We start from the raw sequence: 22,092 nt of genomic DNA on the forward strand, positions 1-22,092 counted from the left end.
CGGTCCTGGGCGTTAGCGGTGGCGAGCCTAGGCCTTCTGCGAGAAGTCGAGCAGTCGACTGAGGATCCGCACCATCTGCGTCGAGTCGATCTCGACGACCTCGTGAAGTCGCTTCCCGGCAGCTGCGCGCAGAGATGACTGCGAGTGGACGGCGGTGAGCGCTTCAATGAGGTCCTTGAGCGGAATCGTCGAGGCGGCTTCCGCGAAGTCGATGGCATTTTCGATCAGCGATAGGATCCGCTGTCCTTGGAAAGAGTGCAGCTCTTCGTACCTGGGGTAGAGGCCAGGCGTACGCAGACAGTACAACTGGATCTCATGCTCAGCGATCACCTCGGCGGCGGTGGGCCTCTTCTGGCTGAAGGTGTCGTCGATGAACTCCCGGAGGAAGCCTTCGATGTCCTCGGGGCGACTGGAGTTGAGGCGATCGCGCCAGCGTTCGATGCTGGCGTCGAGCATGTCCAGGTCGTGGGAGGTGCGCTGTTCGATCGTGGCCAGAACCAGATCGTCGCGGCCGGAGAAGTTCGAGTAGAACGCGCCTCGCGTGAACCCGGCGGCCTCGCAGATCTCCTCGATCGAAGCCCCGTCGATGCCCTTGACGGCGAAGACGGACACGCCCGCCTCCACCAAGGTGGATCGGGTCTGCCGTCTGCGGGCGCTGAGATTGTCTGTATTCATCGAACATTTCATCGTCGTGGTGGTCGTGGTGCTGTGTGGCGGTGTTGCTGTCGCAGGGGCGGTGCTGGTGTGGCCCGTGCACATCGGTGTCGGCCTGGGCATCTGATGAGAATCTTCACGAAACCCCTGATGCATTTGCGCTGAGGGCACTGAGTCAACAACAATACATTACTGTATCCAATACACTTTTGTATCGAGGTCTTTGTGTCAACATTCCTATACGCCCTGGGTCGCCGTGCCTATCGCGCTCCCATCCGATTCATCGCTGGATGGTTGGTGATCTTCGGACTCGTCGGTGCCGGTGTGGCAGCTTTCGCGAAGGACTTCGACGACGACTTCACCCTCCCCGGGTCCGAAGCCCAGGTCGCACTGGACTCGATGAGGGCGACGTTCCCCGAAGCTTCGGGCGTCGCGGCGTCCGTCATCGTCGTCGCCGCCGATGGTGACTCGGTTGAGGACTCCACGTACAAGGACGAGATCGAGAAGGAAGTCGATCGGCTCGAAGACCTCCCGCACGTCGATGCCGTGACCTCACCCTTCGACGACATGGTCGAAGGTGCCATCAGCGGCGACGAATCCGCCGCGATGATCTCCGTCCAGTACGACGGCACCCAGCAGGAGGTCGGCGAGGCCGCACCCGATGATCTCCTGAATGAACTGGAACCGCTTCGCGATGCACTGCCGGACGGTTCCCAGGTCGAAGGCGGCGGCGAACTCTTCCAGATCACCGGTGTGGCGATCTCCTGGGTCGAAGGCATCGGCGTCGTCATCGCCTTCATCGTTCTGCTGCTCACCCTTGGGTCCTTCCGCGCAGCGGGCATGCCCCTGATCACGGCCCTCATCGGCGTCGGCATCTCCGTTCTCCTGGTCGTGGGATCCACGGCCTTCGGCGCGGTCAACTCCTCATCGATCATGTTGGCGCTGATGCTGGGCCTGGCGGTCGGCATCGACTATGCGCTGTTCATCGTCTCCAGAGCCCGGGCGCTCCTGGCCGAGGGCCACGATCCGCTCGAGGCCACAGGACGGGCCGTCGCCACTGCCGGATCGGCTGTGGTCTTCGCGGGTATGACCGTGATGATCGCGCTGCTCGGCCTGTCCCTGGCTGGAATCCCGTTCCTCACCGTCATGGGCATCGGCGCCTCCGGCTCCGTCGTCATCGCCGTGCTGATCTCCCTGACGATGGTTCCCGCGCTGCTGGGACTGGTCAAGGAGAAGATCACCCCCAAGCCGACGAAGCGCTACCGCCGGGCGTTCGCGACCGCACAGAAGAAGGCGGACGACTCCGTCTCCCGGTCATCGATTGCCGCCGAGGCGGAGGCTGAGGCCGGTGAACCCTACCCGAAGACGATCATGAACAAGTTCTTCGCCGGTTGGCTGCGCGTTGTGACGAAGATTCCGCTGCTGACGGTCGTGATCATCGTCGGCGGACTCGCATTGTTCGCGATCCCCGCCTCCAACCTCCAGCTCTCCCTGCCGACCGCAGGTAGCCAGGAGGAGGGCACGCCCGCCCGAACCACCTACGACCTCATCGACAAGCACTTCGGGCCAGGGTTCAACGGACCGCTGGTGATGACCAGCGAGATCGTGACCTCTGATGACCCCCTCGATGATGTCGAGAAGATCGAGAACGAGATCGAAGACGTCGACGGCGTCGACCAGGTCGTCCTCGCCACCCCGAACCGGGATGCGACGACAGCTCTGTTCCAGATCATCCCCACCACCAGCTCCGAAGATCCGGCGACTCTCGACACCGTCGACCGGCTCCGGGACCTGAGCGCGGACATCGAGGACGAGGACGGTTTCGAAACCGCAGTCACCGGCGCCACGGCGATCCAGATCGACGTCTCCGACCAGCTCGGCAAGGCGCTCGTGCCCTTCGGCATCTTCGTCGTCGGACTCTCGATCATCCTGCTCATGATGGTCTTCCGTTCGATCTGGGTGCCGATCAAGGCCACCGGCGGCTTCCTCCTGTCCGTCTTCGCCTCCTTCGGCACCGTGGTCCTCGTCTTCCACGACGGACTCTTCGCCGGTCCGCTGGGCATCGACTCGACGGGGCCGGTGATCAGCTTCCTGCCGATCATCCTCATGGGCATCCTGTTCGGCCTCGCCATGGACTACGAGGTGTTCCTCGTCTCCGGAATGCGCGAGGCCTACGTTCATGGGGCCACCGCCAGAGATGCGATCAAGGCCGGCTTCGCCTCCTCTGCTCGAGTCGTCTCGGCAGCGGCGATCATCATGTTCTCCGTCTTCGCCGCCTTCGTTCCTGCCGGCGAGCCGATCATCAAGTCCATCGCACTCGCTCTGGCCTCGGGCATCTTCGTCGACGCCTTCCTGGTGCGCATGTCCTTGGTGCCTGCCGTCATGCAGATGCTCGGCGACAAGGCCTGGTGGCTGCCGAAATGGCTCGACCGCATCCTGCCCCGACTCGATGTCGAAGGAGAGGGGCTGGCCCATGAGGTGGCTCTGCGGGACTGGCCGGAGCCGGACTCCGAGTACCGGGTCTACGGCCGCGGCATCGCTGTGAGCTCGGGCCGACGCGGATTCGCCCAGGTCGAGATCTCCCTCTCACCGGGCCAGATCCTCGTCGCCAGCGGCCACGCGCGCAAGGCACTTCTGCTCGCCCTCTCCGGTCGTGTCTCACTGACCGCCGGTGAGATGAAGATCGGAGACATGGTCCTGCCCGAACATGCGGGACGGATCCGTCGTCGTGTTCCGTACTTCGACCTCGATGAGAACGGGCCTGGAAAGATGCCAGGGGCACGCGAGCTCTCACAGCTGCGCACCTCGGCGCCGGATCTGCTCATCATCAGCGAAGCAGGCGCACTGGCTGATGAGAGAGGCCGGGACGGTCGCGATCTGCGCGATCTTGTCTATGATCTGCAGGCCGAGGGCACGGCAATCGTGCTGGGTCTGCCCGGCGGCGACGTCACTGGGATCCTGTCCCCGAATACGAACTATTTCCACCTCGACCTCGATGAGGCCAAGCCCGAGGCTGAGCGTGGAACCGACAATGACAACGGCGGCGTGCAAGCCCACGCGGCCGGTCGCAGCGAAATGGAAGGCGTGCAGTCGTGAGACTCGAACGTGCGAACTCGAAACGGCCCGTGACCTGGCTGTCCCTCTTCGGCCTGGTGCTCATCCCGATCATCGTGGCCGCTGGATTCATTCTGGCCACGTACAACAGCACCGATCGCCTCGATACGATCGAGGCCGCGATCGTCAACAACGATGACGGTGCCGAGGTCGATGGTGAGACCGTGCCGATCGGCCGGCAGCTGACCAGTGGGCTCGTGGGCGAAGAGGACAAGAACATCCATTGGGTCATCACCGATGAAGACGATGCGAAGAAGGGCATGTCCGATGGGACCTACGCTGCGACCCTGACCATCCCCGAGGGCTTCTCCAGGGCTGTGACCTCGGTCAGCGACGCCAAGTCCGCAACTCAGACGCAGCTCGACGTCGATGTCTCCGGGGTGGCTCCGGCCGCCGACACCCAGATCGCGCAGTCCGTTGCCGGGGTGGCGCGGACAACCTTCAACACGAAGATGACCGAGACCTATCTCGACAACATCTATGTCGGCTTCAACGACATGGGTGATCAGATGAAGGACCTCGGGGACGCCGCAGGAGAGCTCGATGACGGCGGCGAGGATCTGGCGAAGGGGACGAAGAAGTCCGCAAGCGGTGCGGGCGAACTCTCCGACGGCATGGAGAAGCTCGACTCCTCAGGATCTGAACTCAACAAGGGCGCCGGGGACCTGTCCAAGGGTGCTGGTGAACTGTCGAAGGGCACCTCCGAGCTCTCGGGCGGTCTGCAGGACATGAAGAAGCAGACCGCGGATCTGCCCGACAGCACGCAGAAGCTGGCCGACGGCGCAGGGGAGCTCTCCGGTGGAGTCGATAAGTACACGAAGTCGATCGACCAGATCATCAAGGGCTTCGCCGGTTCCGGTGACTCGGGCTCCGGCGAGGGCGGAATCGATGACCTCGTCAAGGGCGGCAAAGACCTCGACAAGGGCGCGAAGGGTGTCTCCGAGGGCGCCGAAGGCCTGTCATCTGGTCTCGGCCAGTACCGCGACGGTCTCCAGGAAGGTGCCGACCAGGCCGATCAGCTCGCCAAGAGCGGAACCGTGACCGGTCTCGACGACCTCGTTTCGGCGGGCATGATGACCCAGGACGAGGCCGATCAGGCACGTGCTCAGATGTGCCCTGTCGGCACACCGGATGAGGTCTGCGCCGGCATCGAGAAGGCCTACGCTCAGGGGCTCCTCAACGGCACCTCGGGCGGGCTGAACAGCGCCGTCGACGGTCTGGAACAGAAGAAGGACGGGCAGTCGCTGCTCGGCGGCGCGGACAAGCTCGCCGATGGTGCCGATGAACTCAGCGACGGCATGAGCAAGTTCGTCAAGGGCCTGGAAGACGGCCTCGGCGAACTCACCAAGGGCATGGAGGACATCTCGAAGAATGCTCCGAAGCTGCTCGAGGCCTCGAAGGGGCTGCGTGAGGGGGCCTCCGGTGTCGCCGAAGGCAATCAGAAGCTCGCCGACGGTATGCCGGAGCTCAGTGACGGCATCGCCAAGGTCGCAGATGGCTCGAGCGAACTCGACGACGGTGCAGGACAGCTCTCCGATGGACTCGGTGAGTTCTCCACCGGACTCGACAAGTACACGACCGGAGTCTCCACTGCCGCAACCGGCACCTCTGACCTTGCGCGCGGACTGGATACCCTGTCCGAGGGCACAGACAAGTATTCGCAAGGCGTCGGAAAGTTTGCCGATGGTGTGAAGAAGGGCGCGGACGAAGTCCCCACCTATTCGGCCCCGGAGCGTGACAAGCTCTCCACCGTCGCCTCTCAGAACATCAAGGCGCCGAGTTCCTCCGACGCGGGCGATGTGCTGCAGGGGTCGACGCTCGCGCTGCTCATCATGCTCGCCTTGTGGGTCGGCGGACTCGTCACCTACACGGTGCTCAAGCCGATCCCAGCTTCGACCCTGCTCTCGACGAAGTCCTCAGCGGCAGTCTGGCTGCGCGGTTTGGTGCCGGGCGTGATCGTCGGATTGCTGCAGGCCCTTGTTCTGTCGATCCTGGCGGTGAGCGTGTTGGACATCGGTGCCGTCCAAGGCTTCGACATCGCGGTCCTGACGTTCGTCTCCGCGCTGGTGTTCATGGTGCTCAACTTCGCCTTGGTGGCGTGGTTCGGCGGCGTGGGCAGGTTCCTGTCGGTGATCGCTGTGGTCCTCGCAGTTGCCGGACGAACGATCGGCGCGGTGCCCGGCTTCTTCGACTTCCTTGCCCCGATCCTGCCGCTGACGCCGGCGATGAACGGCTTCGCCGCAATCACCGCCGGAACCACGGGAGTGGGGGCCGCCTATGGTGGCCTGCTGGCCTGGGCGATCATCGGAGTCGTGATGTCCCTGCTCGCGATCGTGCGAGCCAGGACCACGAAGCCCGAAGCAGCCCTCGAGATGGCCGACGCCTAGGGGGTAGAGGAGACCTGCGTGGGTGGAGACCCACTTCGACCTAGCCATGAGCGTTCTCCCGACTGCCTGCTCCGCCTGATTCCCGTCTGGGGATCGCGGCGGACCACAGGCTGCGGAGTTCTATCGTCGAAGTCAGACTGAGTTGGTTGCAACCAGCTCAGTCTGACTCAGAGTACTCAGCCGCGCAGCGCCACCCGCCACTGTGGTCATCTCGGGGAGCTCAGCCCCGCAGCGCAGCCGCGCAGCGCCAGGGCGTTCGGAGACCTGCGCCCAGCGGACCCCTCAGATGAGGTCGAGAATGGCGGTGGCTGCGGCGTTGGAGTCGTTCAGTGTTGCTGCGTTCGTCTGGGGATTCGCGGCGATCGCCAGACCCCACTGGACGGAGGAGAGCTGAATGGACAGCGCGAAACGGCGGGGGTGCACGGTGCCTTCGACATCGATCGTGCGGTAGGGCCGCGGCGTGAGCGCCAGTCCGTTGAGGAACTTCTCACGACCGTCGTCCAAGGTCAGACGGGCGGGCGTGAGTTGGCCGCGTTCGACCATCCCGTGCACCAGCACATCGGCGGCCCGGGACACCGCGTTCGTCGGTGACGCAGCATCGATGACGACGCTGCCCGTGATGCCACCCGCGACCTGCGCCGAGGCGACCGTGAAGATCTGCGGCAGCGGGTCCCCGTCCGTAACCGCGGGCCTCCCGCCCGTAACCGCGGGCCTGCCGCCCGTAACCGCGGACCTCCCGTTCGCAACCGCGGGCCTCCCGTGTGCAGGTGCAGAGACATCGGGATTCGCCTCAATGCGCATGTCCGGGCCGATGAACTCGACGAGGCCGGCTTCGGCCAGGGCGAGAAGCTCAGCGATGCGCTGCGGGGGAGGACCGTCGCAGATGCCGGAGACGAAGCTTTCGAACCAGCCGCAGATCTCCATGTCGATGCTGACCCGGTCGATATGGCCTTCCACGATGAGCTCTTTGAGCAGCAGCCGAGACTGCCAGAGCACGGTGAACAGCGACTTTACGGCACTGCCCTCGGGGCCGGCCAGCGAATCGTGGAGGTCGGCGCGGAGGAAGTCGAGCATCCACTCGTGCAGGGAGTTCGCCTCCCTGGGACCTCTGCTATCGAACTCTCGTCCCTCAAGCGGGTTGAGCAGCTCGTGCAATGACATGCGGTGAGCGGGGTCGGGGACAAGGCTCTCCTCGATCTCCGACCAGGCGAAGGCCTCACGGGTGACACGGCCCTGGCGCGCAGCCTCGGCGGCTTCGTGCTGGCGTGACTTCGCAGCGGCGTCAGTGTTCCCAGCATGTAAGTCGGTGGACTCGTGTGCCTCCGGGTGGGTCTCCTGCCAGGTGCGCCTGGTCAGGTGTCGGGACACCGCCTCGGCGATGGCCTCACGCAGCTGACCAGGGTCACCGGCGAACGCCTCGGGACAGATCCTGGACAGGGTGCTGTAGTAGGCGAGACGAAGGTCGGCGAGGATGAGCGGCCACAGCTGGTCGTTGAAACGTGCTCCCGCTGTGCGGTCACCGTCGAGGTCGTCGAGTCCGGCCAGCAGTGCGATGTTCTCCCGCGTGAAGTAGCGCAGAGGCCACGGCGAACGCGGGTGGGCCTGGCAGATGGGTTTGCTGCGGTAGGGGACGCCGCGGCGCGAGCCGAGCAGCAGGCGAGGCTCCTCACCGCTGCGCACATAGCGCAGCTCGCCCGCGATGACGGGATCCGGGTCGAAGCGGCCTCCACGTTCATGCGTGAACAGTGTCTGCAGGTCGAAGTAGTTCAGACCCATGCCGCGGACGATGACACGGTTGCCGGGTGCCACCTCGGCGAGGGGAGCTTCAGCCGGCAGACCCTGTGGGATGTAGAGTCCGCCGGTGCGCTGTGCGAAGGCCGCGAGCCGGGCACGTTCCTCGGTCTGCGCGCTGGGGATGTGGCCGACCGCGAGGACGACGGCCGAGGCGATGATTGCGGTTCCGTCCTCGCAGCGGACCAGCTGCGGCGGCACGGTTTCAGGGTCCGTGGACGTGTGGCCCAAAGGCTCGACGGGCGGGAGATCGATGACCGATTCGACTGTGGTCGGGTGTTCGACGATCGTGACGAAGTCAGGTGCCGTGTCGCGGATGCGTGCATAGGAGTCGCGCAGATAGCGGCCGTAGAGAGTCCGGCTGGGGAACGTGGCATCGACGGGGTCCGTTCCGCCCTCATCTCGATACCACTGTGCCATGTTCGGACCGAACCGATCGGAGGCGCCATTCGGGGAGACGAACGAACAGCTGGCATCGGGGAAGATCGTCTGCTCGGCGATCGTCGTGTTCATCAGCAGGGACTCGGGCTGATCCGTGCGCCAGACGATTCCCGCACCCGGAGGATAGGGATCGATGAGGTGGATGACGACCGTGGGCGGTGTATCTGCTCCCGAGAATCGTTCGGCGGCGAGGGCGACGAGTCTCTCGAGGACCGAGAGTCCGCGCGGACCGGCGCCGATGATCGACACCGAATGGGCCTGCGCGTCTGGACCGTCTGCAGCGGGTGAGTGAACCTCAGATGGGCTTCCGGCTCCCGACTGTGGCGAGGAAGTCGTCACCCTTCATCTCCGGCTCCCGGGCCTGGGTAGCCGGGGAAGTCGTCGCCGGGCTTGAACCCCTTCGGGTAGCACTTGCCTTCGGCGTTGGGCTCGCCGGGCTTCGTGGTCTCGGTGGGCTCACCGCCCTCTTCTCCGGCGGGTGCCTCCTCGGACGCTGCCTCCTCGTCGGGGGCCCCTTCCGTGGGCTCCTCCTCTGCGGTGTCCTTCTTCTCTTCCGGGGCTGCAGTATTGGTCGGCTTGGGCGTCTCCTCACCCTTGGACGCGCCCTTGACCTCGCCGAGGATCCACTTGTGGAGGACGTCGAAGTCGGGGTCGTACGTGGGGGTGACGTCGTTGTTGATCTGCACCGTCGTGACGTCGCCCTTCTGCATCGAGATCGCAAGTTCGATGAAGGCCGGGACCTCGTTCTGCGGAATCGAGGTGGCGATGTTCTTTGTCGCCGAGTTCGCGAGTTTGGGGTACGCCGTGGCGAGTTCGCGGGGGTCGACCTGATCGAGGGTGGTCTTGATCATGCGCTGCTGACGGCACATGCGGTCGTAGTTGTCACTGCCTTCACGTGAGCGCACATACCAGAGTGCGTCCTTGCCCCTCAGCGTCTGCGGACCCGGATCGACCCAGCCGTAGACCTCGTTGGCGGCTCCGGACATCGACTTGCCGCCGCCCATCGGGATGGGGCGTTCGACGTCGATCTTCACGCCGTCGATGGCATCGACGACGTCCTCGAAACCTCCCATGTCCACCGAAGCCCAGTAGTCGAGGTTGAGGCCCAGAGAGCCCTCCACCGCCTGCATCGTGGCGAACATTCCCGGTTCCAGGCCGTGGGGGTTGCCGATGTCGTCCTTGTTCTGCTCGCCCCACTGCCAGACGGAGTTGATGAGGTCGACCGACGATTGACCCGTGGGCCGGAAGCCGTCGGGCCAGGCCTTGTCCAATTCGCTGCCTTCGGGGAAGATCGGGAACGCGAGATTACGCGGTACAGAGATCAGTGCGGTATTGCCGGTTTTCGTGTCGATCGAGGCGACGAGCATGGTGTCGGGACGTGTGCCCTCACGGTCATCGCCGTTGTCGCGGCCCATGAGGAAGACGTTGATGTAGGGTTTGTCGGCCCAGAGGTCCTCGGCGCTCTTGGCATGTCCTGTGCTGTCGCCGAACAGGCTGGAGACCGTATCGCCCTGGACTCGGGCGTAGACCGAACCGACGCCGAGGGGAATGCCGACGATGAGTGCGAGCGAGACGACGAGCACGCCGGCCATCTTGTTCTGCCACGGGGCGTAGCGGTGACCCTTGCGTAGCCCCAAGTGGGAGATCACGATCGTGAGGACCCAGATCACGCCGATGATGGCGAGGATGATCGCGAGGAAGGTCAGCATCGTCGGACTTGAGACGACGGTGCCGAACGCGCGGATCGGTCCTTTGACGAGGACATAGACGAGGGCGATGAGGAAGGTGAGGACGAATCCGCCAAGCAGGATGAAGCCCAGTGGCCGGAATCGTGTGCGCAGCAGTCCGATGCCTGGCAGCAGGGTACTCAGTGAGGTCCAGCCGACGAGGCTGGGGAAGGCTTCTCCGACCCGCGACGAGTGGCGCCGTGCGCGCGAGGTCTCGGCGGGGCGTGCCGCTTCGTCTGTTCGGCGGTCTCTGCGCCGCGGTGCTGCGCTTGCATCGTCAGCGACTCTGTCTGCTGATGCCCTCGCCGAGGCGGGGCCGCGGTCGCGTGCATCGGCGCGCCGGGCGGCGTTGTCGGGTCGTGGCTCTGGTGCGGAGGCGGTCTGCTCCGGCGAGCTGGCACTGCGTTCCTGGGACTCGGCGGCAGATGCCACACCTGCAGCGGAGGCCCCGCTGGCGCCCGCGGCACGAAGCATCCGTGCTTCGCGGCGAGTGCGTGGAGCTACTGGACGAGGCGTCGGTGCCTTCGACTGATTGTTCGAGGAGCTCGGCTGCTGTGAGGCGGAGGACGAACGGCGTGCATCGGCCGAATTCTGCGACCCGGCGGAGTTCTGTGACTGTCTGGCTGAGTTCTGCGACTGCCTGCTTGAGTTCTGCGACTGTGGGGAGGCCCGCTGTGGCTTCGACTGCGAGTTCGATGACGGACGAAGTGAGCTCGATTCATCCTCACTGGCTGTTGCATCGCCGCGGAATCGAGGACGAGAAGAAGCGCGGAGACGGTGACCAGCTGGGCGAGAATTGGGGTCGTTCCCATTCGGCCCTTGCTTGTCAGGGGGAATCTCTGGCAAGTTCTTAACTCCTCGTAGGTTTACGTCTCGTGCTGTGTGCGTTGCTCACGATGCCGGCTATCGGCGCGCATCATGATCGATGCCAGCGCAGGAGGCACCTCCGTAGCATCGTTCCCAAACCCGACAGAGAGCAAACCGCTGAACACTTCAGATCGATTTTACGCCCGTAGATTGATGAATGCTGGAATTCGCGTGTATGCGAGCAGAGGAACCTGGCCGCCATCCCCGTTTTTCCGGTGTTCCGACTCTATCCGGATTATGATCAAGGCCACTCTTTGTCGGTACGCTTTGCTCTTCGCCGCTGGTTTCGCATAGGCTGTTCCCCGTAGTGCAAACTGCAGGTTCGGCACTCTCTTTCAGGAGAGGTATTGAATCAGTATTTGGAGTCGTGGCTGAGCGGCCGAAAGCGTCACCCTGCTAAGGTGAAGTCCCTTGAACTGGGGACCGAGGGTTCAAATCCCTCCGACTCCGCGTTGTGAGAAACCCCCGTCTGACCAGTGAAACACCGGTCAGGCGGGGTTTTCGTCTGTTCGCACTTCAGGGTCAGGGGTGAGCGGTGCCCCATCTCTGGTGTGATTGCTCGTCATCCCCTAAGCTCGGGATTGTCAGTCAATCCTGAGTGGTATTTCACTGCAACGACGAGGAGTCAGTGTCATGAAGATCTTGCTGGTTGGAGCCGCGGGGCACGTCGGAGGGGTTGCTCGAGCCGAGTTGGAGGCGCGAGGCCACAGCGTCGTTGCGGCGTCCCGATCGACTCAGCCTGGAGTCGACACCTCGGATCCTGAATCGATTGCCTCGCTGCTCGAAGCTGTCGGACGAATCGATGCCATCGTGGTGGCGGTGGGCTCTGCGGCATTCAAACCGGTCACCGAGCTCACGCGTGAGGACTACATGAGCGCCTTTGTGTCGAAGGCTCTGGGCCAGGTTGAATTCGTCACGCAGGGCCTCGACTATCTCAATGACGGCGGATCGATCACGGTGACCACCGGTGTGCTCAGTCGAGAGCCTGTGCCGACGGCAGCTGCGGCCGCATTGGTCAACGGCGCCGTCGAATCGTTCGTCATCTCCGCCGCCCCAGAGCTTCCGCGCGGCATCCGTATCAATGCAGTCAGCCCGAATGTGCTGGCGAACTCTCCTCACTTCCACGACGCATTCGCGGGGATGGTTCCGGTGACCGATGAGCAGGTCGCTGCGGCGTTCGTGCGCTCCGTCGAAGGAAACGTCACCGGCAGGGTCATCTCTGTCTGACCCAGTCCGGCAATTTGACCGAACTCAGTAGTCGATATCGTTCAGGAGGCGCCGGAGTGGACTCATCGGAATCAGCGAAAAACGATATCGGGCACACACCGGCAAGCGCTCCCAGCTCGGGCGCCCCGCAGAAATCCTCCGGCGGCGCGGCGCAGGCTCCTGCTTCCAATACGGAGCGCCGGCAGCGCGTCGTCGATGAGATCAAACGACGAATCGTGGTCGGCGAGATCCGGCCGGGGCAGCGCATCATCGAAGCCGAGCTCACCTCTTCTCTCGACGTCAGCCGTCCGACCGCTCGCGAGGCACTCAATCAGATGGCGCGGGACGGATTTCTGATCCAGGAGGCCTACCGTGGCCTTCGGGTAGCCGATATTCAGTCCGATTCTCTGCTCGACATCGCTCGAATCCGGGTCGCCCTGGACACCGAGGCGATCAGCGAGATCCTTGCCGACAAGACCGGCCGGAGGATGGAGGCGCTGGAAGACGCATGGCAGACGTTCGAGAGGGCCACTGCAGAATCGGACCCTTTGGCCCTGCATGAAGCACACGTGCGATTTCACCGGGGAATCTGGGAAGCGGCGGACAACTACCTGCTCATGCGTATCTGGCCGGTGATGGAAGCGCAGATGACGATCGTTTTGGCCTATGACCAATTCACCCGGACGAATCCTGCACGGGCGCATGCCATCCATGCGGCGCTGATGCGCGCGATCCGCACGGGTGATTCTGCGCAGATTCGCACAGCCCTGGACGTTCACACCATGGACAGCGCCCAGGAGCTCGCTTTGCTGACTCCAGAATCGACCGACTGACTCCTGAACCGACCGGCTGACTCGCCGACCGGCTGGTCGACTCACCGGCTGACTCGCCGACCGGCTGGTCGACTCACCGACCGACTCACCGACCGACTCACCGACTGGCTGGTTGTTCCCAGAGCTCAAACGGGGCATCAGCCGGTCCGACGCGCAGGCCCTTGGGAAACTCTGTGCGGAAGAGCATTGACGCGATCACCACGAGTGCGTAGCGTGATCCCCAAGGGATTGTCATACAATCCTTAAGCTGCGACCGATGTCGGTCGCGGTCGGCACTGAGGGAGACCTGTATGAAGGTAGTCGTTGTCGGCGGTGGAGTGGTGGGCCTGGCCAGCGCCTATGAATTGGCGTCTGCCGGCTGCGAGGTCACGCTTCTCGAATCAGGAAAGTGCGGCGCCGGCGCCTCCCATGGCAACGCGGCGAAAGTGGCACTGGCTGAGAGCACTCCGGTTCCCGGGCCAGGTGTTCTGCTGCAGGGCGTCAGATGGATGCTCAGGCCCGACAGCCCCCTATCGATCAAACCGTCTCTGGCACCCGGATACCTGAAGTTTCTGCTCCGGATGGCCCAGCACTGCAACGCCAAGGACTTCGATGCAGGTCTCGACGTGCACCTGCGTATGGGAGAAGACGCGAATGCGCTCTTCGATGACTATCAGCGCCAGGGCATCGATTTCGAGATGCATGCTCGGGGAGTGCTCCTGGCTTTTGAGACAACCGCTCGATTCGAAGAACACGCTCAGACCCTGAAGGCATTCGCAACGGCTGGTCACGTCGCGGAAGAACTCCACGGCGATGACCTGCTGGAGGCGGAGCCGGCACTGAGCGACCGCATTCGCCACGGGATGTTCTTTCCCACCGATCGACAGATCGAACCCGACTCGCTGAACCGCGGACTGCTGAAGAAGTTGGGCGACATCGGTGTGAAAGTGCGCGAGGGCGTGACCGTGCGCAGCTTCGTGCGCAGCGGTGACGCTGTCACTGCGATCGTCACCACCGACGCAGAGGTCATCGCCACCGATGCCGTCGTCGTCGCCGCAGGCGTGCCGACCGGGGCGCTTCTGGGCGAGCTCGGCCGCCGACTGCCCATCTATTCGGGCAAGGGGTACAGCATCGATTACTCTCCCGCGCCGATAGGACTGAGAACCTCACTGACTCTCGAAGACACCAGGGTCGCAGTCACCCCACTCAACGGCATGCTCCGGCTGGCGGGGACGATGGAATTCGGCAGCCGAGATGACGAAGTCAACGACGTCCGTGTCGAAGCCATTCGCCGTGCGGCCAGACAATCGTTCCGTGACTGGGGTGATGGACCGACCGGTGAGCAGACTCCGTGGGCTGGCTCGCGGCCGATGACACCGGACGGGCTTCCCGTGATCGGCAAGCTGGGCACGGCGAAGAACGCCTTTGTGAATTCCGGCCACTCGATGTTGGGGCTGACCCTGGCACCCGCCTCGGCGAAGGTGCTCACCGACATCATGCTCGACCGAAGATCCACCCTCGGTCCTGATCTCCTCGCGCGGATATCACCACAGCGATTCTGATCATTCCCGCTCCTCGTCCGATGTTGAACGACAGCCACCAGTTGAAAGGCCACACTCATGTCAATCACCTTCACCGGCATCTATGCCGCATGCATCACCCCGTTCAGCCCTGACGGCGGCGAGATCGATATCGCCGGTATCGGGGCTCAGGTCGAGCATATGATCTCCAACGGCGTCCACGGATTGGTGCCGGGCGGATCGACCGGAGAATTCACCGCACTCACTGTCGCGGAGCGCAAGGCCGGCAACCGCGCCTACATTCAAGCGGCAGGTGGGAGAGTGCCCGTGGTTGCGGGAACTGGGGCACTCTCAACGGCAGAGACCATCGAGCTCAGCCGCGATGCCGAAGAAGCAGGCGCCGATGCTCTGATGATCGTGCCTCCCTTCTACGACACTCCGTCAATCGAGGAGACCATCGCCCACTACCGGGCAGTCTCGAGCGTCGTCGACATCCCGATCATGTTCTACAACATTCCGGACGCCACCGGGCTTGACGTCAGCGCTGAAGAGTTCGGCCTACTTGGTCGGGAAGGAGGAGTCGCGTGCTACAAGGACACCAGCGGCGACTTCTCGAAGTTCACCTCCGTCTATCTCGACCAGTCCGATGACATCCAAGCTATCAACGGCTGTGACACCTTGACCTTCGCAGCGCTCGCACTCGGAACCGATGCAGGTGTGTGGGGAGCAGCCAGCTTCATTCCCCGACTGTGTGTCGATCTGTACAACGCGTTGGCCATCGACACTGACATGCCGCGAGCGCGGGATCTGTGGGAGAAGATTCACCCCATATGTGTCTTCCTCGAATCACACAGCTATGCCTGCGGAGTGAAGACCGGGGTCGAACTCGTCGGGATGCCGGCAGGACCGACGCGCGCGCCGATTCTGCCGCTGGCGACGGAGTATCGAGAGGAACTTCGAGGCCTCCTCAGCGCCGCAGGCCTCGAGACCGTCGCCTGAGCGTCAACCGTTTTCGAACGAGGTACCGACACAATGGCCAACAGGCAGCTCATTCAGACGGTCGACGTACACGCGGCTGGTGAACCGGGCCGAGTCCTCATGGGCTCCGGTCTGCGAGTCAAGGGTGCGACCATGGTCGAGCGTCTTCGCTACTGTCGTGACCATCTCGATGACCTGCGGACCCTGGTCCTGCAGGAGCCTCGCGGATATCCCGGGCTCTGCTCGCCGCTGATCGTCCCTCCGACAGATCCCAGTTGCGACTTCGGCATGATCGTCATGGAACAGGGCGGATTCCGACCCATGTCGGGATCGAACCTCATCTGCGCGGTGACCGCACTCATCGAAACCGGGGCGATCGATGTCCTCGAACCGATCACCACTCTGCGCGTGGACACCGCGGTCGGGATCGTCACGGTGCGCGCACGAGTGGAAGAAGGCCGGGCCACTCTGGTCACCTTCGACAATGTGCCCGCGTTCGTCCATGGTCTTGATCTGCCACTGGAGGTTCCCGGCTACGGAACGATTCCCGTCGATATCGTCTTCGGGGGACAGTTCTACGTTCAAGCCAAGGCAGAGCACCTCGGCATCGACCTCGAGCCGGTCAACGCGAAGGAGATCATCCGGGCAGCCTCGGTGATGAGGAAAGCCGCCGACGATGCGTTCGACGTCGTCCATCCGCTCATCCCCGAGATCGACGGGATCGCTCTGCCGATGATCCACGGACCGGCACGAACCGAGGGCACGCACGGCCGCAATGCCGTGGTCCTGCCCAACGGGGAGATCGATCTTGATGATTCGAGCACCTGGTCAGGCACTTTCGATCGGTCGCCGTGCGGAACCGGAACCAGCGCCCGTGTGGCAGCGATGTATGCCAGGGGAGAGCTGGCCGTCGGGGAGAAGTTCGTCCACGAGTCGATGATGGGCACGACTTTCACCGCCGAGGTGAAGGAGACGGCATCCGTGGGCGGTCTTGCGGGGGTCGTGCCGACGATCAGCGGTCGCGGGTGGATCACAGGGTTCCACCAGCTCGTCCTCGAATCCGACGATCCGTTCCCGGTCGGCTATACCGTCGGCGACATCTGGGGACGGGGGATGGGCCGAATGACGGCCGGGGAGTGAACTCGATGTCAGTTCTCCCGACTGCGAATGGACAGTGCATGGCGAAGGAGCAGCATATGGAACTCGAAGGTCGGTGATTGTCTTGCAAAGGCTGGGAAGGTGAATCCATTGCGTGCAGTTCACCTCACCGGTTCGTGCGCAGCCACAGAATGGCGACGTGGAGGGCGGTGCGTGATTCCGCATCCTCCAGCGAGACCCCGAGCTTGGCCTGAAGTCTGTCCAGGCGTGCGTACAGTGCCGGCCGGGACAGGAAGCCGCTGCGAGCAAGCGCTGACTTATTGCCGCTGTGAGAGAGAAACTGTTCGAGGAGGGTGAGCATCTCCTCGCCACCGCCACCGCCACCGCCACCGCCACCGCCACCGCCACCGCCACCGCCACCGCTTCCGCTCTCAGCCTCGAGCAGAGGAGCCAACTCTGCCTCGGCGAAGGCCCGAACGCTCGGATCATCGCGCAGGGATGAGAGCAGTCCGCGCAGTCTCACGTCGGAGAATCGGTAGTACTGCCGTTGTCGCAGCTCGAGCGTCGATGCGATCTCGGCCACCTGGTTGGCGGATTCGAGCCGGCTGGCGGCGTCGACGATCGACTCGCTCGTCCGCCCGACTCCGACCGTGGTGTCGCGGGTGGGAAGTTCACCGATGAGCCCCTCGAGGACCGCATCATCATCGGTGCCTGGGGGCAGAGCCACCACGGTACCGAATGAACCCGATTGCAGTCCGGCGGAGAGTGTGGAGCAGCGGTGAGCGGTTGCTGCAGTGACGAATGCACGGTGCAGCGACCGTTCCCGCAGCTGGAGTGATGTCGGGTCGGTGTTCGGACCGCGATCAACGCGGACAACCACGGGGATCATGCGCCCCCGTGGTGCGAACCCCAGGTCCGCCGCTCGAATCCGGACCTGCTTCTCGTCGACGTCTGCCGATTCGATGATTTCGCGGACCAGTCCGCCCTGAGCCTGAATGAGAAGGTCCTGTTCGTCGCGTTCGGCCATCCGCGCCAAGGTCAGAGTCTGCGCGGCGCGCTCGATGACCTGTGCTGCCTCCTCGTCGGATTCCAGGCGGCCCGGCGCGAGCAGTCGGCCCCACCTCCGATCTCGCAGTCCCACCGGATTCTGCAGCCACCGTTGCCCGTGCCCGTGCCTGTGCACATGGTTGTGCCCATGTTCATGTTCGTGGCCCTCGCCGAGGTGGTCCGAGCCATTGCTGTCACACCGAGCAGTCCGCGACGAGGGTATATCGCCGGCGTGGGCGAGAAGGCGATGTCCGACGTCTTCGAGCATGACAGGTGAGCCCAGCAGCTCCGATGTGCGGTCGACGATGTCCTGGGCTCCAGCACTCTCCAGGCTCAACTGGGTGAAGACCTCGTGGACCGTGCGGGCGCGCTCGACGCGGGCAAGCTGCCGACCGAGCAGTTCCTGGTGAGCGAGCTCCGTGACGCGGACGAACTTGATCCGGCGACGCAGAATCACGATCGGGAGCTCGCGACCGCGGGCGGCAGCACGCACGTTCTCGATGGCTTCGTCATCGGGTCGGCCATCGTCATGAATGAGTTCGATGACAGCGCCGGCGGCAGAAGCGGATTCGAGCTGATCGAGGAAATTTGCCGTCGACTCCTGTGACGACCGGTAGGACAAGCCTGTGCTGAGTACGAGTTCGCCGCCTTCGAGGAACTGCGCGACATTCTCCGAATCGGCGATGTGGACCCACCTCACTGCGCGCGCCACCTGGTCGCCGCCTGTCACGACTTCGGGATCACCGCGGCGGATCTCGTCGACGTCGAGCAGGTTCGCGATCGTCAGATCAGGTTCTCGCTGCGACCAAGCTTCCAATGTTCGCTTCCCTTCGCCGTCTCCAGTCCACGTTGTTTACACAGTGTAAGTCTGCATGGGCATATATTGACAGGTCGTCCATGGCGATTCGGGTGCGGCTGGCTCACCATTGAAAGATCAGGGTCACCTCGGCGGTCTGACCCACCTCGGCGATATGGAATGAACTGCGAAAGGACGGCGCATCATGACTGTGATCAATGCGAACGAAGAACTCGGCCGTGAGGTCAACGACTCCAGGACTGAAGGCTCGGAGAGCAATGCGGATCGTGGCCACGGCGAGCGGGCGTTCACTGCCGAACAGCTGCAAGCAGGTCAACGCGCCTACGAGCTCGACCGTGCGCACGTCTTCCACTCCTGGCAGGCACAGGGGCCGTTCGAGCCGATGACGATCGTCGACGCGGAGGGCCCCTATGTCTGGGACGGCGAGGGGCGGAAGCTGCTCGACATGTCCTCGCAGCTGGTGAACACGAACATCGGACACCAGCACCCTAAGGTCGTGACGGCGATTCAGGAACAGGCGGCGAAGCTCTGCACGATTGCTCCGCAGCACGTCAACGATGCCCGCTCGGAGGCTGCCCGGCTCATCACCGACCGGACCCCCGGCGATCTCGACCACGTGTTCTTCACCAACGGCGGTGCCGACGCGAACGAGCACGCGATCCGCATGGCACGGCTGCACACCGGCAGGACCAAGGTGCTCTCCGCTTATCGCAGCTACCACGGCGGCACCCAGCTGGCCGTCAACGTCACGGGGGACCCGCGCCGTTTCGCCAATGACTACTCGGCCGAGGGCATCGTCCACTTCATGCCTGCCTACCAGTACCGCTCCTACTTCGGCTCCACCACCGAGGCGGAGGAGACGCAGCGCGCGCTGCAGCACCTTGAGGACATGATCACGCTCGAGGGCCCGAACAACATCGCCGCGCTCATCCTCGAGACCGTGCCGGGCACCGCCGGGATCTACGGGCCTCCGGCCGGATACCTCGAAGGTGTGCGAGAGCTGACGGCCCGCTACGGCATCGTCTACATCGCCGACGAGGTGATGGCCGGCTTCGGTCGGACCGGTCGCTGGTTCGCCGTCGACCACTGGGACGTCAGCCCGGACCTCATCACCTTCGCCAAGGGCGTGAACTCGGGTTACGTGCCACTCGGCGGAGTCGCGATCTCCGACGCGATCTTCGAGACCTTCCGCGACCGTGTCTATCCCGGCGGCCTGACCTATTCGGGTCATCCGTTGGCATGTGCAGCAGCGGTCGCCACGATGAATGCGATGGACGAAGAGGGAATGATCGAGAATGCCGACCGCCTCGGCCGGGACATCATCGGTCCGGCTCTGCGCGAGATGGCGCAGCGGCATCCGTCGATCGGCGAAGTCCGCGGCATGGGCTGTTTCTGGGCCGTTGAGCTCGTCAAGGATCGGACGACGAAGGAGCCGTTGGCCGCGTACGGCGGCAGTTCGCCGGAGATGAACCAAGTCATCGGTGCGATGAAGGCCGGGGGAGTGCTTCCCTTTGCGAACTTCAACCGAATCCATGTCGTGCCGCCGCTGAACACGCCGGACGAGGACGTGCGCTTCGGTCTTGAGGTCCTTGACGAAGCGCTGACCATCGCCGACGGCTTCGTCTGCTGACGATTGCGCTTACTCACCAGGCCGATTGTGAACGCCGATACATTCCGGGCCTGGTGGGTAGGTGTTCTGCCAGCTCAGAGATGAACGCAGAGTGTCACGAGTGGAGATGTGCCGAACAGCAGGTGAAGATTCGGTGGAATAGGCGGTAGACTTTTTCCGATTGAGGACGCTGCCCGCCAGCTAAATCATCCACGGTCCGAATTGTGTCTACGTTCAAGGTCGCTTAGTGGAAATCATCTTCGTCGTTGTGTTGGTCATCGTGCTGGCACTGTTCTTTGACTTCACCAATGGCTTTCACGACACGGCCAATGCCATGGCGACACCGATCGCCACAGGAGCGATCAAGCCCAAGACAGCGGTCACCCTGGCAGCGTTGCTCAACCTTGTCGGTGCCTTTCTGTCCACCGAGGTGGCGAAGACCATCTCCGGAGGCATCATCAAAGAAGGCGGTGGGGGAGTCCAGATCACTCCGGACTTCATCCTTGCCGGCCTCATCGGTGCGATCATCTGGAACATGGCGACGTGGCGCTTCGGCCTGCCGTCGTCGTCGTCACACGCGCTGTTCGGCGGACTGATCGGTGCCGCGATCATCGGTGCTGGACTCAACTCCGTCGACTTCGGCGTTTTCGTGTCCAAGGTGGTCCTGCCCGCCATCGCCGCTCCGATCATCGCCGGAGTGGGTGCCTATCTGTGCACCCGCCTGGCCTATGCCATCACGCGACGCAACGGCGAAGGGAAGACCGCTCACCGGGCTCCGTTCAAATACGGGCAGATCTTCAGCTCCTCCCTCGTGGCTCTGGCACACGGCACCAACGATGCGCAGAAGACCATGGGCGTCATCACCCTCGTGCTCGTTTCCGCGAACCTCCAGGATCACGGAACCGGTCCTCACATCTGGGTGATCACCGCCTGTGCGCTGGCGATCGCCTTGGGAACGTATGTCGGCGGATGGCGAATCATCGACACCCTCGGCACGAAGCTCACCACCGTCAAGCCCGCTCAGGGACTGGCCGCCGAGACTTCGACTGCCGCCGCAATTCTCGCCTCGTCTCACCTGGGCTTTGCTCTGTCGACAACGCAGGTGGCGTCCGGTTCGGTAGTCGGCTCCGGTCTGGGCCGTAAGGGCGCGGACGTGAAGTGGTCGACTGCCGGTCGGATCGCATCGGGTTGGCTGCTGACCATCCCAGCGGCCGGAATCGTCGGCGGCATCGCTGCCGGCATCGCCCATCTGGGCACCATCGGCGTCATCATCGACACGGTCATTGCCGTCCTTGCCGTCCTCTGGATCTTCCTGAGCTCGCTCAAAGCAAAGCAGACTGACCTCTCGAACTTCGACACCGTCGGCGAGGCTGTCGGTATCCGCGGCCGCAAGCGCAAGATTCGCAAGGACCGCAACCGCAGACGCGCAGCAATGAAGCGTGCCGCTCGCGCCGAAGCCCGAGACCAGCGGCTTTCTGACAAAGCGGATGCGAAGTCCGGTGTCGGCCCAGCTGCCGAAACAGGCTCTGATGCGAGTATCGGCGCCGAGTCCGATCCCAGCGCCGTGCACACCTCGGCGGCGGAGACAGATGCGGATCAGACACGAGCCGATGAGACACGCGCAGACAAGGGAGATTCGAAATGATCGAGTGGAGCTCATTCCTCATCGTTGCGGTCGCGACCTGGGTGTCAGCGATCGTCGTCATCACACTCTTCTCCACCGCTGTGCGGATGCGGGCAGTGCACGTCGACTTGGCTGCCGAAGGCCAGAGCAAACCCCTGCTCAGGGTCGGCTACTGGGCAGTGTTCGGCGTCTGCAGCATCGTTGTGCTCGTCGGCGTCTACCTGATCGTCCCAGCACTCCACGGAGCCTGACCGCGTCTCTGACCGTAACTGCCGCACCGCCTGCGGCACCCACCACCGGTAGCGGCACCCACCACCGGTAGCGGCACCCACCACCGGTAGCGGCACCCACCACCGGTAGCGGCACCCACCACCGGTAGCGGCACCCACCACCGGTAGCG

General features: G+C 63.7%; 14 protein-coding genes and 1 tRNA gene. 11 read left to right on the top strand and 4 right to left on the bottom strand.

From position 1 onward, the window contains the following. Positions 1-27: 27 nt before the first annotated feature. A complete protein-coding gene (locus HU144_RS05995) occupies positions 28-675 on the bottom strand; it encodes a TetR/AcrR family transcriptional regulator (protein ID WP_235350551.1) in 648 nt (215 codons plus the stop codon). A 204-nt stretch (positions 676-879) separates the two neighbouring features. On the opposite strand from HU144_RS05995, the gene HU144_RS06000 reads away from it, so the two are divergent. Both HU144_RS06000 and HU144_RS19385 read left to right on the top strand, forming a co-directional pair. Next, positions 880-3,750 (top strand): MMPL family transporter, encoded by a 2,871-nt coding sequence (locus HU144_RS06000; protein WP_235350552.1) that lies wholly within the window; start codon positions 880-882, stop codon positions 3,748-3,750. Next, complete coding sequence (locus tag HU144_RS19385) at positions 3,747-6,155, top strand: YhgE/Pip family protein (RefSeq protein WP_235350553.1); 2,409 nt, start codon at positions 3,747-3,749, stop codon at positions 6,153-6,155. Before HU144_RS06000 ends, HU144_RS19385 begins: the two co-directional genes overlap by 4 nt. 282 nt (positions 6,156-6,437) lie before the next feature. On the opposite strand, the gene HU144_RS06010 is transcribed toward HU144_RS19385, so the two are convergent. Together HU144_RS06010 and HU144_RS06015 are read right to left on the bottom strand one after the other, a co-directional pair. After that, complete coding sequence (locus tag HU144_RS06010; RefSeq protein WP_235350554.1) at positions 6,438-8,726, bottom strand: FAD/NAD(P)-binding protein; 2,289 nt, start codon at positions 8,724-8,726, stop codon at positions 6,438-6,440. Further along, positions 8,723-10,588: an LCP family protein gene (locus HU144_RS06015; RefSeq protein ID WP_235350555.1), complete on the bottom strand. Its 1,866-nt coding sequence runs from the start codon at positions 10,586-10,588 to the stop codon at positions 8,723-8,725. The genes HU144_RS06010 and HU144_RS06015 overlap by 4 nt, the downstream gene beginning before the upstream one ends. Positions 10,589-11,342: 754 nt before the next feature. Here HU144_RS06015 and HU144_RS06020 point away from each other — a divergent pair. The 6 genes from HU144_RS06020 (at position 11,343) to HU144_RS06045 (ending at position 16,637) form a co-directional block, all read left to right on the top strand. Further along, positions 11,343-11,431: transfer RNA gene (locus tag HU144_RS06020), tRNA-Ser, on the top strand. 183 nt (positions 11,432-11,614) lie between these two features. After that, entirely contained in the window at positions 11,615-12,208 is a 594-nt protein-coding gene (locus HU144_RS06025) for a short chain dehydrogenase (RefSeq protein WP_235350556.1), read from the top strand. A 56-nt stretch (positions 12,209-12,264) separates the two neighbouring features. Further along, positions 12,265-13,020 carry a GntR family transcriptional regulator gene (locus HU144_RS06030; protein WP_198395954.1) on the top strand — a complete coding sequence of 252 codons (756 nt, stop codon included), beginning with the start codon at positions 12,265-12,267 and terminating at the stop codon, positions 13,018-13,020. Between the two features lie 233 nt (positions 13,021-13,253). Continuing rightward, entirely contained in the window at positions 13,254-14,561 is a 1,308-nt protein-coding gene (locus tag HU144_RS06035; RefSeq protein ID WP_328284316.1) for an NAD(P)/FAD-dependent oxidoreductase, read from the top strand. 57 nt (positions 14,562-14,618) lie between these two features. Beyond that, entirely contained in the window at positions 14,619-15,518 is a 900-nt protein-coding gene (locus HU144_RS06040) for a dihydrodipicolinate synthase family protein (RefSeq protein ID WP_235350558.1), read from the top strand. Between the two features lie 33 nt (positions 15,519-15,551). After that, complete coding sequence (locus HU144_RS06045) at positions 15,552-16,637, top strand: proline racemase family protein (RefSeq protein ID WP_235350559.1); 1,086 nt, start codon at positions 15,552-15,554, stop codon at positions 16,635-16,637. Between the two features lie 124 nt (positions 16,638-16,761). On the opposite strand, the gene HU144_RS06050 is transcribed toward HU144_RS06045, so the two are convergent. Next, positions 16,762-18,459: a PucR family transcriptional regulator ligand-binding domain-containing protein gene (locus HU144_RS06050; protein WP_235350560.1), complete on the bottom strand. Its 1,698-nt coding sequence runs from the start codon at positions 18,457-18,459 to the stop codon at positions 16,762-16,764. 184 nt (positions 18,460-18,643) lie between these two features. Here HU144_RS06050 and HU144_RS06055 point away from each other — a divergent pair, with 184 nt between their 5' ends. The 3 genes from HU144_RS06055 to HU144_RS06065 all read left to right on the top strand — a co-directional run bounded on the left by HU144_RS06055 (position 18,644) and on the right by HU144_RS06065 (position 21,943). Then, entirely contained in the window at positions 18,644-20,089 is a 1,446-nt protein-coding gene (locus tag HU144_RS06055; protein WP_235350561.1) for an aspartate aminotransferase family protein, read from the top strand. A 226-nt stretch (positions 20,090-20,315) separates the two neighbouring features. Further along, positions 20,316-21,713, top strand: a complete 1,398-nt coding sequence (locus HU144_RS06060) for an inorganic phosphate transporter (protein WP_235350562.1) — start codon at positions 20,316-20,318, stop codon at positions 21,711-21,713. Then, a complete protein-coding gene (locus HU144_RS06065) occupies positions 21,710-21,943 on the top strand; it encodes a hypothetical protein (protein WP_198395966.1) in 234 nt (77 codons plus the stop codon). The genes HU144_RS06060 and HU144_RS06065 overlap by 4 nt, the downstream gene beginning before the upstream one ends. Positions 21,944-22,092: the final 149 nt, after the last annotated feature.

The organism is Brevibacterium sp. UCMA 11752, from assembly GCF_021532235.1.
Taxonomy (GTDB): Bacteria; Actinomycetota; Actinomycetes; order Actinomycetales; family Brevibacteriaceae; genus Brevibacterium; species Brevibacterium antiquum.

Excerpts from the sequence above, each read along its gene's own strand:
- HU144_RS05995 (WP_235350551.1), bottom strand. The coding sequence starts at position 675 with ATGAATACAGACAATCTCAGCGCCCGCAGACGGCAGACCCGATCCACC.
- HU144_RS06015 (WP_235350555.1), bottom strand. The coding sequence starts at position 10,588 with ATGCTTCGTGCCGCGGGCGCCAGCGGGGCCTCCGCTGCAGGTGTGGCA.
- HU144_RS06025 (WP_235350556.1), top strand. The coding sequence starts at position 11,615 with ATGAAGATCTTGCTGGTTGGAGCCGCGGGGCACGTCGGAGGGGTTGCT.
- HU144_RS06040 (WP_235350558.1), top strand. The coding sequence starts at position 14,619 with ATGTCAATCACCTTCACCGGCATCTATGCCGCATGCATCACCCCGTTC.
- HU144_RS06045 (WP_235350559.1), top strand. The coding sequence starts at position 15,552 with ATGGCCAACAGGCAGCTCATTCAGACGGTCGACGTACACGCGGCTGGT.
- HU144_RS06055 (WP_235350561.1), top strand. The coding sequence starts at position 18,644 with ATGACTGTGATCAATGCGAACGAAGAACTCGGCCGTGAGGTCAACGAC.
- HU144_RS06065 (WP_198395966.1), top strand. The coding sequence starts at position 21,710 with ATGATCGAGTGGAGCTCATTCCTCATCGTTGCGGTCGCGACCTGGGTG.